This is a genomic window from Pseudomonas putida, assembly GCF_002741075.1.
GTDB classification, from domain to species: domain Bacteria; phylum Pseudomonadota; class Gammaproteobacteria; order Pseudomonadales; family Pseudomonadaceae; genus Aquipseudomonas; species Aquipseudomonas putida_T.
In genome coordinates, this window is record NZ_CP016634.1 from 3,179,472 (window position 1) to 3,196,292 (window position 16,821).

Sequence of the window (16,821 nt, forward strand, 5' to 3'; positions counted from 1 at the left end):
ATGGCACTCTCCCCCCTCAATCGTCGGCGCTTCGAGCGCTTCAAGGCCAACCGCCGCGGCTGGTGGTCGCTGTGGATATTCATCGTGCTGTTCGGGCTGAGCCTGGGCGCCGAGCTGATCGCCAACGACAAACCCATCGCCGTGCGCTACGAAGGCCAGTGGTACTTCCCCGCCTTCAAGCGCTACCCGGAGACCACCTTCGGCGGCGAATTCCCCCTGGAAGCCAACTACAAAAGCCCCTACATCCGCGAACTGCTCGCGGCCAAGGACAGCTGGGTGCTGTGGGCGCCGATCCCGTTCAGCTACCAGAGCATCAACTATGACCTCAAAGTCCCGGCCCCGGCACCACCCTCGGCGGACAACTGGTTGGGGACCGACGACCAGGGCCGCGATGTGATGGCCCGGGTCATCTACGGCTTCCGCGTCTCGGTGCTGTTCGCCCTGACCCTGACCGTGCTCAGTTCCATCGTCGGCGTCATCGCCGGCGCCCTGCAGGGTTTCTACGGCGGATGGGTGGACCTGGCCGGTCAGCGCTTCCTGGAGATCTGGTCGGGCCTGCCGGTGCTGTACCTGTTGATCATCCTCGCCAGTTTCGTGCAGCCCAACTTCTGGTGGCTGCTGGGCATCATGTTGCTGTTCTCGTGGATGAGCCTGGTGGACGTGGTGCGCGCCGAGTTCCTGCGCGGGCGCAACCTCGAATACGTGCGCGCTGCCCGCGCCCTGGGCATGCGCGACGGCCCGATCATGTTCCGGCACATCCTGCCCAACGCCATGATCTCCACCATGACCTTCATGCCCTTCATCCTCACCGGCGCCATCGGCACCCTCACCGCCCTGGACTTCCTCGGCTTCGGCCTGCCACCGGGCGCGCCGTCGCTCGGTGAGCTGGTGGCCCAGGGCAAGTCCAACCTGCAGGCGCCATGGCTCGGCATCAGTGCCTTCGCCGTGCTGGCGATCATGCTGAGCCTTCTGGTGTTCATCGGCGAATCCGCCCGCGATGCCTTCGACCCGAGGAAATGACATGAGCGAACACAACTTGATCGAAGTGCGCGACCTCTCGGTGGAATTCGTCACCGGCGAAAGCGTGCATCGCGTGGTCGACGGCATCAGCTTCGACATCCGCAAGGGTGAGACCCTGGCCCTGGTCGGCGAAAGCGGCTCGGGCAAGTCCGTCACCGCGCACTCCATCCTGCGCCTGCTGCCCTACCCCCTGGCCCGCCACCCCAGCGGCAGCATCCGCTACAACGACCAGGACCTGCTCCAGCTCGGCGAAAAGCCCATGCGCCGCATCCGCGGGGATCGCATCGCGATGATCTTCCAGGAGCCGATGACCTCGCTGAACCCGCTGCACACCATCGAAAAACAGATCAACGAAATTCTCCTGCTGCACAAAGGCCTCACCGGCAAGCAGGCCACCGCACGCACCCTGGAGCTGCTGGAGATGGTCGGCATCCCCGACCCGCACAAGCGCCTCAAGGCCCTGCCCCACGAGTTGTCCGGCGGCCAGCGCCAGCGCGTGATGATCGCCATGGCCCTGGCCAACGAGCCCGAGCTGCTGATTGCCGACGAGCCCACCACCGCGCTCGACGTCACCGTGCAACTGAAAATCCTCGACCTGCTCAAAGAGCTGCAAGCCCGTCTGGGCATGGCCCTGCTGCTGATCAGCCACGACCTCAACCTCGTGCGCCGCATCGCACACCGCGTGTGCGTGATGCAGTGTGGCCAGATCGTCGAGCAGGCCGACTGCACCACCCTCTTCCATGCGCCGCAGCATCACTACACGAAAATGCTGATCAACGCCGAACCCAGCGGTGCCCCCGCCCACAACCCCGTGGGTGACCCCCTGCTGGAAGTCGAAGACCTGCGCGTGTGGTTCCCCATCAAGAAAGGCCTGCTGCGCCGTACGGTAGACCATGTCAAAGCCGTGGACGGCATCGACTTCAGCCTGCCCCAGGGCCAGACCCTCGGCATCGTGGGTGAAAGCGGCTCCGGCAAATCCACCTTGGGCCTGGCCATCTTGAGGTTGATCGCCAGCCGCGGCGGCATCCGCTTCCACGGCCAGAACCTTGAAGGCCTCAGCCAAAAAGACGTCCGCCCCCTGCGGCGAGAAATGCAGGTCGTGTTCCAAGACCCCTTCGGCAGCCTCAGCCCGCGCATGTGCGTGGCCGACATCGTCGGCGAAGGCTTACGTATTCACCGCATCGGCACCCCTGCCGAACAGGAAGCCGCGATCATCGCCGCCCTGGAAGAAGTCGGCCTGGACCCCCGCACTCGCCACCGCTACCCCCACGAATTCTCCGGCGGCCAGCGCCAACGCATCGCCATCGCCCGCGCACTGGTGTTGAAGCCCGCCTTGATTCTGCTGGATGAACCCACCTCCGCGCTGGACCGCACGGTGCAACGGCAGGTAGTGGAGTTGCTGAGGAATTTGCAGCACAAGTACAACCTCACCTACCTGTTCATCAGCCATGACCTGGCGGTGGTGAAGGCGTTGAGTCATCAGTTGATGGTGATCAAGCATGGGCATGTGGTTGAACAGGGGGATGCGCAAGCGATCTTCCATGCGCCGCAGCATGCGTATACGAAGCAGTTGTTGGAGGCGGCGTTTTTGGAGGTGTAGCGGTTGTACTGGGGCAGGAGGTGTCCCAGTTGTACAGGGTTTTGGTGCGTTTTACTGCAAGGTGTAAATTAATAGCAAAACGCCACGTTACTGCATGTTAAGGACGACCCATGCCGCGCTTGCCCATTGCCATTTTTGTCACCCTTTCGTTATTTCTGAGTGCATGTACCACCTTGCACAAAGGCGTAGAGTTTTCGGAGGTAGCCACTTCGAGAAATGACGCCGCACTGGTCTATCTCTACCGCTCCGGAGTTGCCCCCTTCTGGCGCAGTCCAACACTGGTCATCGACGGTACAGACATCAGCGAGGTGAAGAACACTTCCTTCACCTACTTCTACCTCACGGAAGGTAAGCACACGATCGCCACACGCTGGGCATTGGATCTGTACCCGCTGAATGTCGAAGGCAGTATGGAAGTTAAAAACGGGCAGACGTATTTTCTGAAACTGGGCGGGGGAATGTTGATGTCCCCAGGGCTAGGACAAGCTGCCCTCGTCACCAGTATTTCCTCCAACCTCGGCCAGGTCGACCGCCTGACGGCCCTTCGTGAAATGAAGAGCTGCATGTACATGCCCAACGCACTTGAGCAGCCTTCGCTGACGGCTTACAGCAATTAATTTTATATAAACCGGATCAATCCGAGATGAGGGCGCAACGCATCTGTGAATGGCCGCTTTGGATCGATAGCTGCCGGTTGCGAGTGGCTGCAACCGACCCAAAGCAGACCCTCGTCTACGTCTTAAAAGTGGGAGAGCAAACGGCTGGCCACCAAAAGAAGGAGTCAAACCGGCCGTAGGCAACCGGCTGAAATCGGCCAGAAGCCTGAATCGCCCGTAGTTTCGTAGGCACCTAGGGATGTCCATTCACAGCCTTTTGAACACGTTCGCCGAGGTGTCGTGTAACAGCACAGGACGGTAGATGGGGTGGGTTCCAGGTCCTACACAACACCTTTAAGTTACATCCCCAAAAATTTGTGCGCACGATAGTAGTGTTACGTTATCACATTCGATACCATGCGTAGCCGTTTGATGAAACTCTCTTCATCAAGATTCAGTCAGGTCTGACGCGAGCTAGGCCGCTTGCATCGGGCGTCTGCGTAAACAGTGCGGCCTGTGTCGCTTGGTTCAGACAGCACAGGCCAATCAACTCACGGATGGGCAGGTAAGTACCCAGGTCAGGATGGGCATAAATGCAACGTTATAGCGTGATAGATGGAGACTTTACGTGAACCCTCGTGCCCCACTTCTGGCAGGCCTGACCTTAGGCTTGTTCGGCCAGCCGATTTCAGCGGCGGAACCCTTGTTGCTGAACGAAACCTCGATCACCGATGCCTACCTCGAAGAGCGCGCCGACGGGCCGGTGCAAGGCTATCGTGCCAACCGCTCGGCCACGGCGACCCGAACCGATACCGACATTCGCGACACGCCGCAGAGCATCGACGTGGTGCCTGCGCAGGTAATCAAGGACCTCAACACCACCCGCATCGACCGCGCCTTGGACTTTGCCGGTGGGGTATCGCGGCAGAACAACTTCGGCGGCCTGACCTTCCTCAACTACAGCGTGCGCGGTTTTACCACCGGCGAGCTGTACAAGAACGGTTTCGCCATCAACCGCGGCAGCTACAGCGCGCCCGACACCTCCAACATCGAGCGCATCGAAGTGCTCAAAGGCCCTGCTGCCAGCCTCTACGGCCGTGGCGACCCTGGCGGGCTGGTCAACATCGTTACCAAGCGCCCTCAGGCTGAAGCCTTCAGCACCCTTACCCTCAGCGCAGGCAGCTGGGACCGCTACCGCACTGCCCTGGATGCCAACTCGCCGCTGGACAGCGAAGGCAATCTGCTGGGTCGGATCAACCTGGCGGTCGAGGACAACGACAGCTTCCGTGATTATGTCGGCAGCGAACGCCGTATCGTCAGTCCCTCCCTGACCTGGCAACTGTCGCCCGACACCCGGCTGATGATCGACACCGAGTTTTCCCGCACTGAGTCGGTGTTCGACCGCGGCATTCCGGCAGTTAATGGCGAAATGGGCTCGGTCAAGCGCTCGACCTTCCTTGGCGAGCCGAATGACGGCGAGATCCGCAACGACAATCAGACCCTCGACGTCGCACTGGAACACGTGCTCAACGACAACTGGAAGTTGCGTCTGGCCAACCACTACACCCAGGGGACACTCAAGGGCAACAGCTCCGAACCCCAGGCCCTGTTCGGCACCACAATCACGCGTTTCTATCGTGAACGCGACTTCGAATGGAACGACAGCATCACCCAAGCCGAGCTGCACGGCCTGTTTGAGTTGGGCGGCTGGCAGCATCAGACCCTGGTCGGGCTGGAGTACGAAAACTACCGCAACAGCCAGAAGTACCCACAGAGTGCCACCTCCGCAGGGTATGGGCTGGACATCTACAACCCGATCTACGGCAAGCCGAAGCCAGCCATCACCCGACCCAACGACTTCTTCGAGCACACCGAAAGCTATGCGCTCAACCTGCAAGACCAGATCGCATTCACCGAGCGCCTTCGCGGGTTGCTGGGCGTTCGCCTGGAGCGCTTCGAACAGACCTCGCAAAACCGCGCCACCGGCGTCAGCAACAGCCAGGAAAAGGACGTCGCCACACCGCGCATTGGGATTTTGTACCAACTAACCCCGCAAGTCGGTGTGTTCGCCAACGCATCCACCTCGTTCAAACCCAACACCATCGGCACCCAGGGCCAGGTGTACAAACCTGAAAAAGGTCTGGGTTACGAGACCGGGATCAAGCTCGACCTGCTCGATAGCCGCGTGGGTGCAACCCTCGCCCTGTTCCACATCGATAAGGAGAACGTCATCACCACCGATGCCCTTGGCGAGAGCGTGGCGGCCGGCGAGGCGCGCAGCCAAGGCCTGGACCTGCAGCTAAGCGGCCAGCTCACCGACGCGCTGCGGGTGATCGGCGCCTATGCCTATATCGACGCCGAGGTCACCAAGGGTGACGCGACCCTACCCAAGGGTAGCGACCTGCTGGGCATCGCCCGCAACAGCGGCAGCCTGATGGGCGTTTATGAATTCCAGGACGGCGCCTTGCGCGGCTCGGACGTGGGCGCTGCGGTGAACTACGTCGGCGAGCGCTCCGGCCAGGCCGGCAGCGAATTCACCCTGGACGCCTACAGCACGGTCGACCTGCTAGCGCACTACAAGGCCAGCGAACAGGTCACCGTCGGCCTGAACCTCAACAACCTGTTCGACCGCAAGTACTACGAACGCTCGTACAACAGCTCCTGGGTGCTACCCGGTGAGCCGCGCAACTTCAGTGTGAGCCTGACCCTGAGTCTTTGAGCTGAGGAACTATTATGCATCCATCGTTGAAAGTGGCCACTCTGGTGGCCATGGTGATCAGCACCAACGCCAGTGCCCACGGCCTGTGGACCGAGGAGCGACGCGGCAACATCGAGGCCGTGTACGGCCACGGTGCCGAGGACAGCGCCTACAAGGCGGAGAAGATCAAGCGCGCCTGGGCATTCGACGCAGCCGGGGAAATGGTCCCGGTCACCGTCGAACGCCTGGCGGATCATGCGGTCCTGCAACCGCTCACCCCACCTGCGGCACTTGCAGTGCTGCTGGACAACGGGCCTTGGTCGCAGCGCCCGAACAAGCAATGGGTCAATCAGGACCGCACCCAGGTCAAGGATGCGATCGCCTCCACCCACAGCTTCAAATACAGCCTGGCCATTTACCAGAGCGGTGCCCGCCTGCCAAAACTGGACATGCTGCGTTTGGCGATCGTCCCCCTGAGCGACCCGCTGCAAGTTGGGCCAGGCAAGACACTGGAAGTGCAGGTGCTGCTCGACGGCAAACCGGCTGCGAATATACCGTTGCAAGGGGATTACCGAGGCTCGCCTCACCAGGTCAGCGCCACCACCGACAAGCAAGGCAAGGCACGCATCACCGTACGCAACGAGGGCCTCAACATCATCGCGGCGCAGGCCACCCTGCCACTGGCAGAAGGCGGACCTGTAGCCCAGCAGAGTCTGTTCAGTTCGCTCACATTCCTGGGTGAGCCGCACCACGAGTAACTTTTGCGTCGTGCCTCGGCATGTCGGCCGAGGCACGGCAGACACTTCCCGCCAGAAGACCAACGGTCGACCCAGCCGTTAGACGCCGCCTCGCTCGGCAACTACCCTGAATTCCTCGGCATTCCTTAAAGGAGTACGGAATGGGTACCTGCAACCAGCATCCACACCATGACCATCAGCACAAGCCGGGCTGCGGCCATACGGCAATCGAACACAATGGACATGTCGATTATCTGCATGATGGGCACTTGCATCACGTGCATGGCGATCATGTCGACGAACACATACTGGAAGCCAACGGCCAAAACCCCGAGCGCTGCACACCCGGCCACCAGTGTGGCGGCCATGCCGCCGACCACGTTCATGGCCCGGGTTGCGGCCATGAGGCGGTTCCCCACGGCGACCATGTCGATTACCTGGTCAACGGCCACCTGCACCACCCGCATGGCGATCACTGCGACGACCACGGCCCGGTGACGATGGTCAAATGACCCTTGCCCGCCTCCAGCCAGCAAGGGCTGGAGGCGCTAACCTCACTGGCCGCCCAAGGCCTGGGTGAGGGTTTGCACATTCTGCTGGTACATGCCCAGGTAGGTACTGGCGGGGCCCTGGGCGGCTAGTGCATCGGAATACAGCGTCCCACCTACCTTCGCCCCGGTATCGTCGGCAATCTGCTGCAGCAGACGGGAATCCTTGATGTTCTCGATGAACACGGCCTTGATCTTGTCGCGCTTGATCATCGTGATGATGTTAGCGACATCTTTGGCGGTCGGCTCCTGTTCGGTGGAAAGGCCTTGAGGTGCCAGGAACTCGATGCCATAAGCCTGCCCCAGGTAACCGAAGGCGTCATGCGAGGTCACGATACGGCGGCTGTTGGCCGGCAACGCGGCGAAGCGTTTCTTCACCTCGGTCAGCAAGGCGTCGATCTGCTGCTGATAGGCTGCCAGATGGCTGCGATACGCCTGCGCATTGCCTGGGTCCACGGCTTCCAGCGCCTTGGCGATGTTGGCCGCGTAGATCTTGGCGTTGGCCAAGCTGTTCCAGGCATGGGGGTCGGGGATAGTCTGCCCCTCCTCTTGCAGGGTCCGCGCAAGGATACCCTGGCTGGCCCGAACGACGTGAGCCTGGCTGCCAGTGGTCTTGATCAGACGGTCCAACCAAGGTTCGAAGTTAAGCCCATTCTCCACCACCAGGTGCGCCTGCAGCACATGTCTGGCATCGTCCGGCGTGGTCTCGTAGACATGCGCATCGCTGTCGGGGCCGACGATGTTGATGACCTGCACCTGATCGCTACCGATTTGTCGGGTGATATCGGCCAGAATACTGAAGCTGGTCACCACCTTGATGCGTTCTGCGGCGGACAGAAACGGTGACAGCAACAGCATGAACACAACGATCAACAGGCGCATAGCGGCTCCTCAATGAGTGACAGGGGTATAGTGACGACGCAACAGACCACGCACCGGCCCCACCATCACCGAGAGCAGGTAGGCACTGCCAGCCACGACGACGATGGCCGGGCCACAGGGCAGCGAGGCGTAATAGGACAACAGCAGCCCCAGCCAGACCGAGCCCATGCCGATCAGCGCCGAGATGGCCATCAACCAGGGCAGGCGCTGGCTCCAGAAGCGTGCGGCAATGGCCGGCAGCATCATCAAGCCGACCACCATCAAGGCGCCGATGGCCTGGAAACCGACCACCAGGTTGATCACCACCAGCCCCAGGAACACGCCATGGGCGATGGGCCCGCAGCGGCTGACGCTACGCAGGAACAGCGGGTCGAGGCTATCGAGCAGCAAGGCACGGTAAATCAGGGCGAAGGTCAGCAGGCTGCCTGTGGCGACCCATACCATGGTGCGCAAGGTCGCCTGGTCGACCGCCAGGGCCGAGCCGAACAACAACCCCAGCAAGTCCAGGCGCTTGCCCGCAAGCCCAAGCAGCAGAACACCCGAAGCCAGTGAAATCGGGTAGACCGCCGCCAGGCTTGCGTCCTCGCGCAAGCCGGTGTGACGGCTTACCAATGCCGAGAAGCCTGCCACCAGCAAGCCCGCCAACAGGCCGCCAAGCGTCATAGCCACCACAGACAGCCCTGCCAGCCAGAAGCCCAACGCCGCGCCCGGCAAGATGCCATGGGAAATGGCATCGCCGATCAGGCTCATGCGCCGCACCACCAGGAACACCCCCAACGGCGCGACACTCAGCGCCAGGGTGAGCCCCCCAAACAGCGCACGGCGCATGAAGGCGAATTCGACGAAGGGTGCCCATGCCGGATCGAACATCACTGCACCTCCCCCAGGCTGGCTTGACCGATCACGCTATGACTGGGCCCGTATTGGCAACCCTCGCTGTCGACCAGCAGGCAGTACTCGGCCATCTCGCGCACTCGCGACAGGTCATGGCTGACCACCACTACCGTGTGGCCAGTTTTGTGCCAGGCATCGATATGCCGCCAGAGCAACGCCTGCCCGGCCTTGTCCAGCGCCGAATCGGGCTCGTCGAGCAGCAGCAGGTTGGCATCGGTCAGGCTCAAGCGTGCCAGCAGCGCACGTTGCAACTCGCCGCCGGAAAGCGCCTCGAGCGTGTGGGCTTCGAGTTTGTCGATATCCCAGGCTCGCAGCGCCTGGCGCAGGCGCTGTCTGCGCTCTCGGCGGCTCAGGTGTTGGCCCCAGAAGCCGCCGCTGACCAATTCGCCCAGGCTAATGGGAAATTGCCGGTCTATGGCTGAACGCTGGTTCAGATAGCCGACTTTCGTACCTTCGGCACCGATGCGAAAGCGCCCGGACAACGGCTTCTGCAAGCCGGCAAGCACTTTCAAGAGGCTGCTTTTGCCAGCGCCATTGGCCCCCACCACTGCAGTCAGACTGCCAGCCGGCAGCTGGATATTCAGATGCGGGGTCAACGGGCTGTTGGCGGCCCCCCACAAAAGGTCTTGGCACAGAATCACGGGTGAGTTCCAAAACGAAAGACAAGGAAGTGGCCGCAAACGCTGGCCTCACCACGCAAATGATATGTTATAACAAATCTAATGCAACGCTTTTCTATTCAGTCACAGCCTTTCAGACGATTGCAGCTGAGACGTCCTTGGCCACCGCTGGAGGTGGAAAAGCGCGTGATGACATCCCAGCCGAATGGCCGTGCCAGGCCGGACCAGACGTTGCCATCGCTGCTCAGCCCCGTGAAGAAATGCAAGCGCCCATGACGCGTGGTGGTCTGCGCCCAGGTCAGGCCAGAGCCCGCGTCGAAACCACGCAGGAACAGGTCGTTGCCGCGTTGTGCCATACCGTAGTAGCCGCCCTGGCTGTCGGTACAGCGCAGCAAGGTAGCACTGCGTACGCAATGCAGGGTGGCACCGCCGATCATCGGCAGTTCGGCATGTGCCAGGGGAACACCTGTCAACGGCAGCCACAGCAGCAGTTTCGCGATGCACGCAGTGAATTGTTTCATGACAGCGGTACTTCGTCCCTTTCATCGTAGCGCAGCAGCCGCCCGGCATTGCCGAGCACCAGCAAGGTACTGAGGTTGTGCAGCAGCGCCGCGATCATCGCGCCGGCCGCACCCAACAGCCCGAACGCCGCAGCCAGCATGATCCCCACCGTCCAGCCGAGCCCGATCAGCACGTTCCATTGCAGGGTACGCCGGCACAGGCGACTGAGGCGTACACCGGTGGCCAGGCGGCGCAGGTCACCATTGATCAGTACGATGTCCGCCGCGGCCATGGCGATGTCGGTTCCGCCCGCACCCATGGCGATACCCACGACGCCTGCTTTGAGCGCCAGCGAGTCGTTGATGCCGTCGCCGACCACCATCGGTCTGAAACCAGCCTGGATTTCTTGATTGACCTGCTTGAGCTTGTCTTCTGGCAACGCCTGGGCGACCACATTGGCGATGCCCACCTGGCTCGCCACCAACTGCGCCACGCTGTGGCGATCGCCGGTCAGCAGCAACTGCCGGCGTAACCCAAGCTCGCGCAATTGCGCCAACGCTTCAGGCGCTTCTCGTCGTACGTTGTCGGCCAGCAGCAGCCAGGCCAGAAAACGCCCGTGCAGCGCCAGGCCAACGATCGGACCATCGTGCTCCGGCACCGCCGGCAACGCGATGCCCAGTTTCTGGAACAGCTCCGCACGCCCCAGCGCGGCCTGGCCCTGGTCGGTCGACGCTACCACGCCGAAACCTTGCATCTCGTGTAATTCGTCGAGCGCAAGGTGCTGCTCGTGAGGAACGGACTTGGCCAAGGCACGGCTGACGGGGTGACTGCTCGCCGTGCCCAGGCTGGCAGCCAGGCGCAGCACCTGCTGCTCCGCCACCTCGGTTTGGCTGCTCACGACCTGCTGCAGATGCAATGCCCCTTTGGTCAAGGTGCCGGTCTTGTCGATCACTAGCGACGACAGGTCGGCAAGTTCTTCGAGAAACGCAGAGCTACGAATCAGAATGCCATGCCGCGCCGCAACGGCGACCCCAGCAATGGCCGTGGCCGGGGCCGACAGCACCAGTGCACATGGGCAAGCCGCCACCAACACGGCCAGCATGGCCTGGGCATCGCCGGTGATGAACCAGGTGGCCGCCGCGATCATCAGCACCAGCAGCAGGTAACGCCCAGCATAGCGTTCGAGCAACCGGGTGATGGGTGGCTTGGCCTGCTCTGCGCGGCGCATCAGGGCAATCACCTTGCCCAGGGTGGAGTCCTCGCCGGTGGCTGTCACCTCGATGCGTAGCAAACCATCGAGGTTGATCGCGCCGGCATGCACATGCGCACCCGCCGCGACCTCCTGTGGCAAGGACTCGCCGGTGATGGGCGCGGTATCGAGGCTGGCCTGGCCCTCGAGCACGCGCCCATCGGCCGGTACCCGGTCACCGGCTCGCACTTCTACCCGATCCCCCGCCTTGAGGCTGGCATTGTCGACCTCGCTCACCTCGCCGTTGGCGCCGATCAGCCGCGCCTGGCTGCGCGTCAGGCGGCCCAGGGCATCGATGGCTTCCTGCGAGCCCAGCACGCTGCGCTCTTCGAGCACGTGCCCGAAGATCATGATGATCGGCAACAAGGCAGCGGTGGTCAGGTCGCCAATGGCCCAGGCGCCAAGCATGGCCAACGCGATCAACTGGTCGGTGACGCCATGCAGGCTCGGCTGTTTGAGGCTGTGCCACGCCGAGCCCAGCACCGGCACGGCCACCAGTAACGACGCAGCGCCCAGCAGTAACTGCGCAACGCCCTCCTGGCCTGAAGCCAAGCCGTGCCAGGCCAATCCCAGCGCCAGCAGCCCGAGGGCGACCATAGCCAAGGTCAACTGGCGTGCGGCCTGCCGGCGCTCGTCCCCAGACAGCAGCCCCGAGGTGAGGTGGACATGGCCATGATGGTGGTGGCCGTGGTGATGGTGGGCGCTCATCGGCTGGGGTTCCAAATGCAGGGGCCAGAATAAGTGTTCATTGTTGGGGGCCTTGCAGGATCAAGCGCCCACTGTACTCGGGGCTGACCGTGGTGACGGAGCCCGCGCGGGACAGGATGGCAGGCACCCGCTCACGATACAGGCGCAGCATCAGGCCCGGGTCCTGCTGCTGCGCCAAGCCGACGATGGTGCTGGTGTCGGCACTCGCCTGCGCCAGCCGCTCACGCGCCTGGGCCTGGGCAACCTGCACGGTCCGGTCGGCACTCTGGGTTGCCTGCTGCAGGCGCTGCGCTGCTTCGTTGCGGGCGCTCGCCACCGCTTGCTCAGCGCGTTGGCTGGCGGTGAGCACGGCATTGAAGGCGCTCACCGCCGAGGGCGGGAGCGAAGACTGCACATCCACCCGCACCACCGTGATGCCCAGGTCGGCGCCCGCCGCCTTGAGCGCCGCCAGGCTGCGGTTGATGCCCTGTTGCAAGTCACCGCGTAGACGCTCACGGCGCTCGGCAACCTGCGCATCGGCGCCCACCAATTCAGGCCGCGCGACCAGAATCGCATCCATGTCTCGGGATGCGCAGACCTGAACGGCATTGCGCTCCACCAGCCGATCCAGGGCCGGCTCCACATGAACGCCCTGACGGGCAAAGGCAAACGGCTCGACAACCTGATAGAACACCCGCACTTCAAGCTGCACGATGCCTGCATCGGCAGTGAGCAGGTAACCTGACCCGGCCGTCGCGTCGCTGGCCGGCGCGAGCCCCCGGTCCGCTTTACGTGCGAAGTCCGAGCGCAGCAACAACTCCACTTTGCGCTCAGTCACCCGCCCGTCCGAAGGCAGCATCACCACTTGCTCGAACGGACGCGGCCAGGCCAGCAGCAGGCCAGCATTCTGGATACGGTGCTCGGCCCCCAGCCTGAGCACCACGGCCCGGCTTTCCGGCCCCACTGAACGAACATTGCCGAACAGCCAGCCCAGCGCGGCGAGCACGGTCACCGCGTACAGGGCGATAAAACCAATACGCGCCGACTGCAACCAGGGCCCGCCAGGCTGGCGCGGGCTAGTCATGGCCTTGCCCTGCCTGGCGGGTCAGCGAAGCCGGCGGGTTGGGTCCGTCGATCAGCGCCCGGAACGGTGCCGCGTCGGTGCGCAGCACCAGGCGTGTGTCGGGCGTCACGATAGTGCCCAAGGTGTCCAGCGAGCGCAGCAGCTTGTACAGCTCCGGCGCGCTGGCGTAGGCCTTGCCGTAAATCTGTGCCGCCTCGACCTGTGACTGCGCCTGGATCTGCGCCGCCTTCACATTGGCGTCAGCCTCCAGGATTCGGGCATCCCGCTCAGCCGCCGAGCGGATTTCTGCCGCCTTGCGCTTGCCTTCGGCCGTACGCTCGGTAGCGATCGTCTCGCGCTCGGCGCGCATGCGGTCTACGGTAGCTTCCAAGGTCACCTTGGGCAGGGTGAGGCGTTCGACCCCGACCTGGACCACCTTGATGCCATAGGTCTGGGCCAGCTGATCGGCAATATGCGCCTGCAACCGCTGCTCGAAGGTCTCGATGCGTACTCGCCCAGGGTCGACATTGACCAGATCCGCCAGTTCGAAGCCGCTGGTGGTGGTTTCCAGCGCCGAGCCCACCAGCGTACGGATCTGCCGCGCTGCTTCGTCCGGCTGGTTCTGCACCGCGCGCATGAAGCGCTGGATATCCTGCGGGTCCGGTGACACCTGCCAGGCGATATAAGCCTGCACGATGATGCGCAGGCCGTCGCGGGTACCGACATCGTGCAAACCACTGGAGGTGGTGCGCAGGCGCAGGTCGACCGGCACCGCCACCTCGAACGGTTGCGGCCAGCGCCAGGCCAGGCCAGGCTCTACCAGCACCCGTGTCGGGTTGCCGAAGCGGGTGATGACCGTCGCCTCGCCCACACGCACCTGGACGAAGCAGGCCACTACCGCCAATAGCAGCACCAGCAGTACCGCCCCTAGGATTCGTGGCCAGGCCGGCCGCGCCGGCCCGTCGTGTTCGGCGCTGTGATGGTCGTGATCATGGCCATGCGCGCAGCCATGGGCAGCATGATCATCGTGAGCGTGAGAAGCGTGAGGACTCAAGGGGTGCGCTCCTGGTTCGGTTTCGAGGTGGCCGGATCAACCGGCGCGGCGAAGGTACGCAAATCAAGGGTTGGGGCCTGACCCGCACTGATGCGGTGGTCGATGATCAACGCCTTACTGTCGCGCAGGCCTTCTCGCAACCGCGCTAGGTACTGTTCCAGCACGAACGCTGCACCAGCCTGTCGCCAGGCCGCCCGCTCGGCGTCGAAGCCAAGTTCTGCGGCCTGGGCCTTGGCGTTTGTTTCGTGGGCGCTTGCAGCGGCCTGGTCGACCAGCAGCGCGGCATTCTGGCGGGCCTGGCCGGTCTGCTCAGCGGCCTGACCGCGATCACGGGCGATCAGTGCCTGCGCAGCGATCTGCGCCGCCTGCACGCCATGATAGGCGTTCGCCGCGCCTGCGGGTGGGTGAATGGCCTCCACGGAAGTGGCCAGGATCTGCACGCCGCTTTCCAGTCGGTCGAGGTCAGCCTGCACGGCCTTGCCGATGTCCCGGCTGAGGGCTTCGCGCTCGGAACTGAGTACGCCATCCAATGTGCGGTTGGCGAAGTCATGAAGCAGCACGCGGTTGGCCAGGCTGCGTACCAACTGCGCGACATCGGCGCTGTGATAAGTCGCTGCCAGGGCGGATGCATCGTCCAGGCCTATGCGGTAGATGAAGCGCACATCCATGTTGACGATCTGAAAGCTCTGCCGACCGCCATCGCTGCCAGCGATCACCTGAGCGTTTTCGCTGGCATGGGCCGCATCCCACAGGCGGTTGGCCGACATTGGCGCCTCTCCCTCAGCATCGGCCATTGGGTCGGCCAGCGCTTCACGCCCGGAGGTCGCCAGCTCGTGGATGACACCATTCTCCGCCGCCAGCACTCGCCCGAATGGCCAGGGCAAGCCAATGTGCAGGCCTGGCGGGTAGACCTGCACCGGCTTGCCGAATCGCTCATAGATACCGCGCCCCTCCAGCGGTATCTGCACCACCCCGCTCAGCAGCCAGCCGACCAGCGCCACCAGTGCGGCCACCGGTAGCAGCGCCCGGCGCATGAAACCAAAAGCCCAGACTTGCTGCAGGTCGATACCGAAGCGCTGCTGCAACTCGCCCTGCAGCGCGGCCAACGGCCTCGGCGGCCACTGCAAAATGCCACCCATCAGGCTACGCGCCACCAGGGCGGGCTCCTGCTCCGCCCGTTGCGGCCGGAATGCCGCGACCAGAGCACGCACCAGGAACTCCACCGCCAGCAGGCCCGGCAGAATGCCGATCAGCACGGCCAGGCGGGCCGGCCACAACCGCGTGCCATCGGCGAAGAACAGGCAGGGAATAGACAGCACCTGGACCAGAATCACTACCCGGATCACTGTCGCCAAGGCTATCGCCTCCGGCCAATCCGCCTTGCTGGCTGAGGCCAGGTGCCTTTCTATGATCAGCAGTGCAAGCGCTAGCGCCAGCAATACGCCCACCGCCACCCAGCTCGCCTGAGTGGCGGTAGCCGGTGCCGGCAGATCGAAACGCCAACTGCCCATGACCAGAGCCAGTGCCAACACCGACCAGCCCGACAGCCACAACACGTCGTCGCCGATCGAGCGCAAGTGCCTGGCCAATGTATCACCGGTGCGCGCCAACCAACGGTCGAAGGCACTGAGGGCCTGGTCTTCGCCCTGCACCTGGCCCTTGTTCCGCCATAAGGCTAGGCGCACGGGCTGCTGCCCTTGGGCCTCGACCCGCCACTTGACGATGAACCAGGCTGAATGCCCCGCGGCCGCCAACAACAACAGTGCGGCGGCATTCACTCGCAATAGTGGGAGCCAATGGGCATCGGGTGAAAAGAGGCCAACCAGCAGCGCCAGCAGCCATAACCCGCCAGCACCAGCCAGTGCCAACCGACACAGCCGGACCAAATGCCTTGCCTGGTCGGCCGCCTGCAGAAAGCGAGGCTTGCTGTGTAGATCCGGGGTATCCAGAACAGTACTCACCATGACTCCAGGTACTCGGAATGCGAGGGCGCGGATTGTGGCCAATCGGCAATGCGCCGACAAGTAAAGACTAATTTATCTCGTGATCGCTGCACTGCGGCGCAGGCAACAACTGGACATGGCCATGTTCGCCCTGAATCGCCCCTGGTTTCGCAGACATCTCGAACGGCTGTAAAGGGTCGATAGCAGTCCCTCGTTGAGCGACCACCTTCTCCAATCCTCTGCTCTTCCAAGCGCTCCGAAGCCGTAGAAAAATCAGATTCCCCCTCTTCCTGGTAGTCCATTTCCCAAACACACTCCTGCCACCTTTTTTCCGTTGCGGGTGCTCTGGCAGGGCTCTAGTCTCGGCGAGTCGTTGCACGTCAACGACACGGCTTTGACAGGCCGCAACGGAACGCAGGGGCATAGCTTGGCCTTCAATGGCGGCTGTGTGTGGGGCACGTTCGCGTGCGCCGGTCTTCCTGTATTCCACCGGTCTGTCAACCCATACGCAGCTGCCACCCACCTGTTTGACAGCAGGTCGTGAGCAGCACTATCGGGAATACAGGAGTTGCCATGCTGAAAAATGATCTTCGATCCATCTCACTATCCCCTTTCTCAAAACACGATCTCCCAACCTCAGCGCAAATCCAGTGCATTCGGATCGTGGCTCACCCTCCAATCCCGCTACTACCCACTTTCGATTCAAGTTATGGGCTTGCGTGTCCAACC

The 16,821-nt window shown here is 63.0% G+C and carries 14 protein-coding genes; 6 read left to right on the top strand and 8 right to left on the bottom strand.

What is annotated here, in order from left to right; all coding sequences use genetic code 11:
* From IEC33019_RS14965 to IEC33019_RS14990, 6 genes are all read left to right on the top strand, one after another.
* Complete coding sequence (locus IEC33019_RS14965) at positions 1-1,020, top strand: ABC transporter permease (RefSeq protein WP_043214149.1); 1,020 nt, start codon at positions 1-3, stop codon at positions 1,018-1,020.
* A gap of 1 nt (position 1,021) precedes the next feature.
* Positions 1,022-2,620, top strand: a complete 1,599-nt coding sequence (locus IEC33019_RS14970; RefSeq protein WP_070092848.1) for an ABC transporter ATP-binding protein — start codon at positions 1,022-1,024, stop codon at positions 2,618-2,620.
* Between the two features lie 110 nt (positions 2,621-2,730).
* Positions 2,731-3,237, top strand: a complete 507-nt coding sequence (locus IEC33019_RS14975) for a DUF2846 domain-containing protein (RefSeq protein ID WP_070092849.1) — start codon at positions 2,731-2,733, stop codon at positions 3,235-3,237.
* 607 nt (positions 3,238-3,844) lie between these two features.
* Complete coding sequence (locus tag IEC33019_RS14980) at positions 3,845-5,935, top strand: TonB-dependent siderophore receptor (protein ID WP_081337461.1); 2,091 nt, start codon at positions 3,845-3,847, stop codon at positions 5,933-5,935.
* Positions 5,936-5,949: 14 nt separating this feature from the next.
* A complete protein-coding gene (locus IEC33019_RS14985; protein ID WP_070092850.1) occupies positions 5,950-6,672 on the top strand; it encodes a DUF4198 domain-containing protein in 723 nt (240 codons plus the stop codon).
* Positions 6,673-6,812: 140 nt separating this feature from the next.
* A complete protein-coding gene (locus IEC33019_RS14990; protein ID WP_081337462.1) occupies positions 6,813-7,163 on the top strand; it encodes a hypothetical protein in 351 nt (116 codons plus the stop codon).
* Positions 7,164-7,205: 42 nt separating this feature from the next.
* Here the strand turns inward: IEC33019_RS14990 and IEC33019_RS14995 are convergent, their stop codons facing one another.
* From IEC33019_RS14995 to hflK (IEC33019_RS15030), 8 genes are all read right to left on the bottom strand, one after another.
* Positions 7,206-8,081: a metal ABC transporter substrate-binding protein gene (locus IEC33019_RS14995; protein WP_070092852.1), complete on the bottom strand. Its 876-nt coding sequence runs from the start codon at positions 8,079-8,081 to the stop codon at positions 7,206-7,208.
* A gap of 9 nt (positions 8,082-8,090) precedes the next feature.
* The gene (locus tag IEC33019_RS15000; RefSeq protein WP_070092853.1) at positions 8,091-8,951 is read right to left on the bottom strand and encodes a metal ABC transporter permease; all 861 of its coding nucleotides are present in this window, start codon (positions 8,949-8,951) and stop codon (positions 8,091-8,093) included.
* The gene (locus IEC33019_RS15005) at positions 8,951-9,616 is read right to left on the bottom strand and encodes a metal ABC transporter ATP-binding protein (RefSeq protein ID WP_070092854.1); all 666 of its coding nucleotides are present in this window, start codon (positions 9,614-9,616) and stop codon (positions 8,951-8,953) included. The genes IEC33019_RS15000 and IEC33019_RS15005 overlap by 1 nt, the downstream gene beginning before the upstream one ends.
* A 98-nt stretch (positions 9,617-9,714) precedes the next feature.
* Positions 9,715-10,116: a hypothetical protein gene (locus IEC33019_RS15010; RefSeq protein WP_070092855.1), complete on the bottom strand. Its 402-nt coding sequence runs from the start codon at positions 10,114-10,116 to the stop codon at positions 9,715-9,717.
* Positions 10,113-12,053 carry a heavy metal translocating P-type ATPase gene (locus IEC33019_RS15015; RefSeq protein ID WP_070092856.1) on the bottom strand — a complete coding sequence of 647 codons (1,941 nt, stop codon included), beginning with the start codon at positions 12,051-12,053 and terminating at the stop codon, positions 10,113-10,115. The genes IEC33019_RS15010 and IEC33019_RS15015 overlap by 4 nt, the downstream gene beginning before the upstream one ends.
* A 37-nt stretch (positions 12,054-12,090) precedes the next feature.
* Positions 12,091-13,116 carry a protease modulator HflK gene (gene hflK, locus IEC33019_RS15020; RefSeq protein ID WP_070092857.1) on the bottom strand — a complete coding sequence of 342 codons (1,026 nt, stop codon included), beginning with the start codon at positions 13,114-13,116 and terminating at the stop codon, positions 12,091-12,093.
* Entirely contained in the window at positions 13,109-14,149 is a 1,041-nt protein-coding gene (gene hflC / locus IEC33019_RS15025) for a protease modulator HflC (RefSeq protein WP_070092858.1), read from the bottom strand. Before hflC ends, hflK (IEC33019_RS15020) begins: the two co-directional genes overlap by 8 nt.
* The gene (gene hflK, locus IEC33019_RS15030; protein WP_244509760.1) at positions 14,146-16,110 is read right to left on the bottom strand and encodes a protease modulator HflK; all 1,965 of its coding nucleotides are present in this window, start codon (positions 16,108-16,110) and stop codon (positions 14,146-14,148) included. The genes hflC and hflK (IEC33019_RS15030) overlap by 4 nt, the downstream gene beginning before the upstream one ends.
* Positions 16,111-16,821 lie beyond the last annotated feature (711 nt).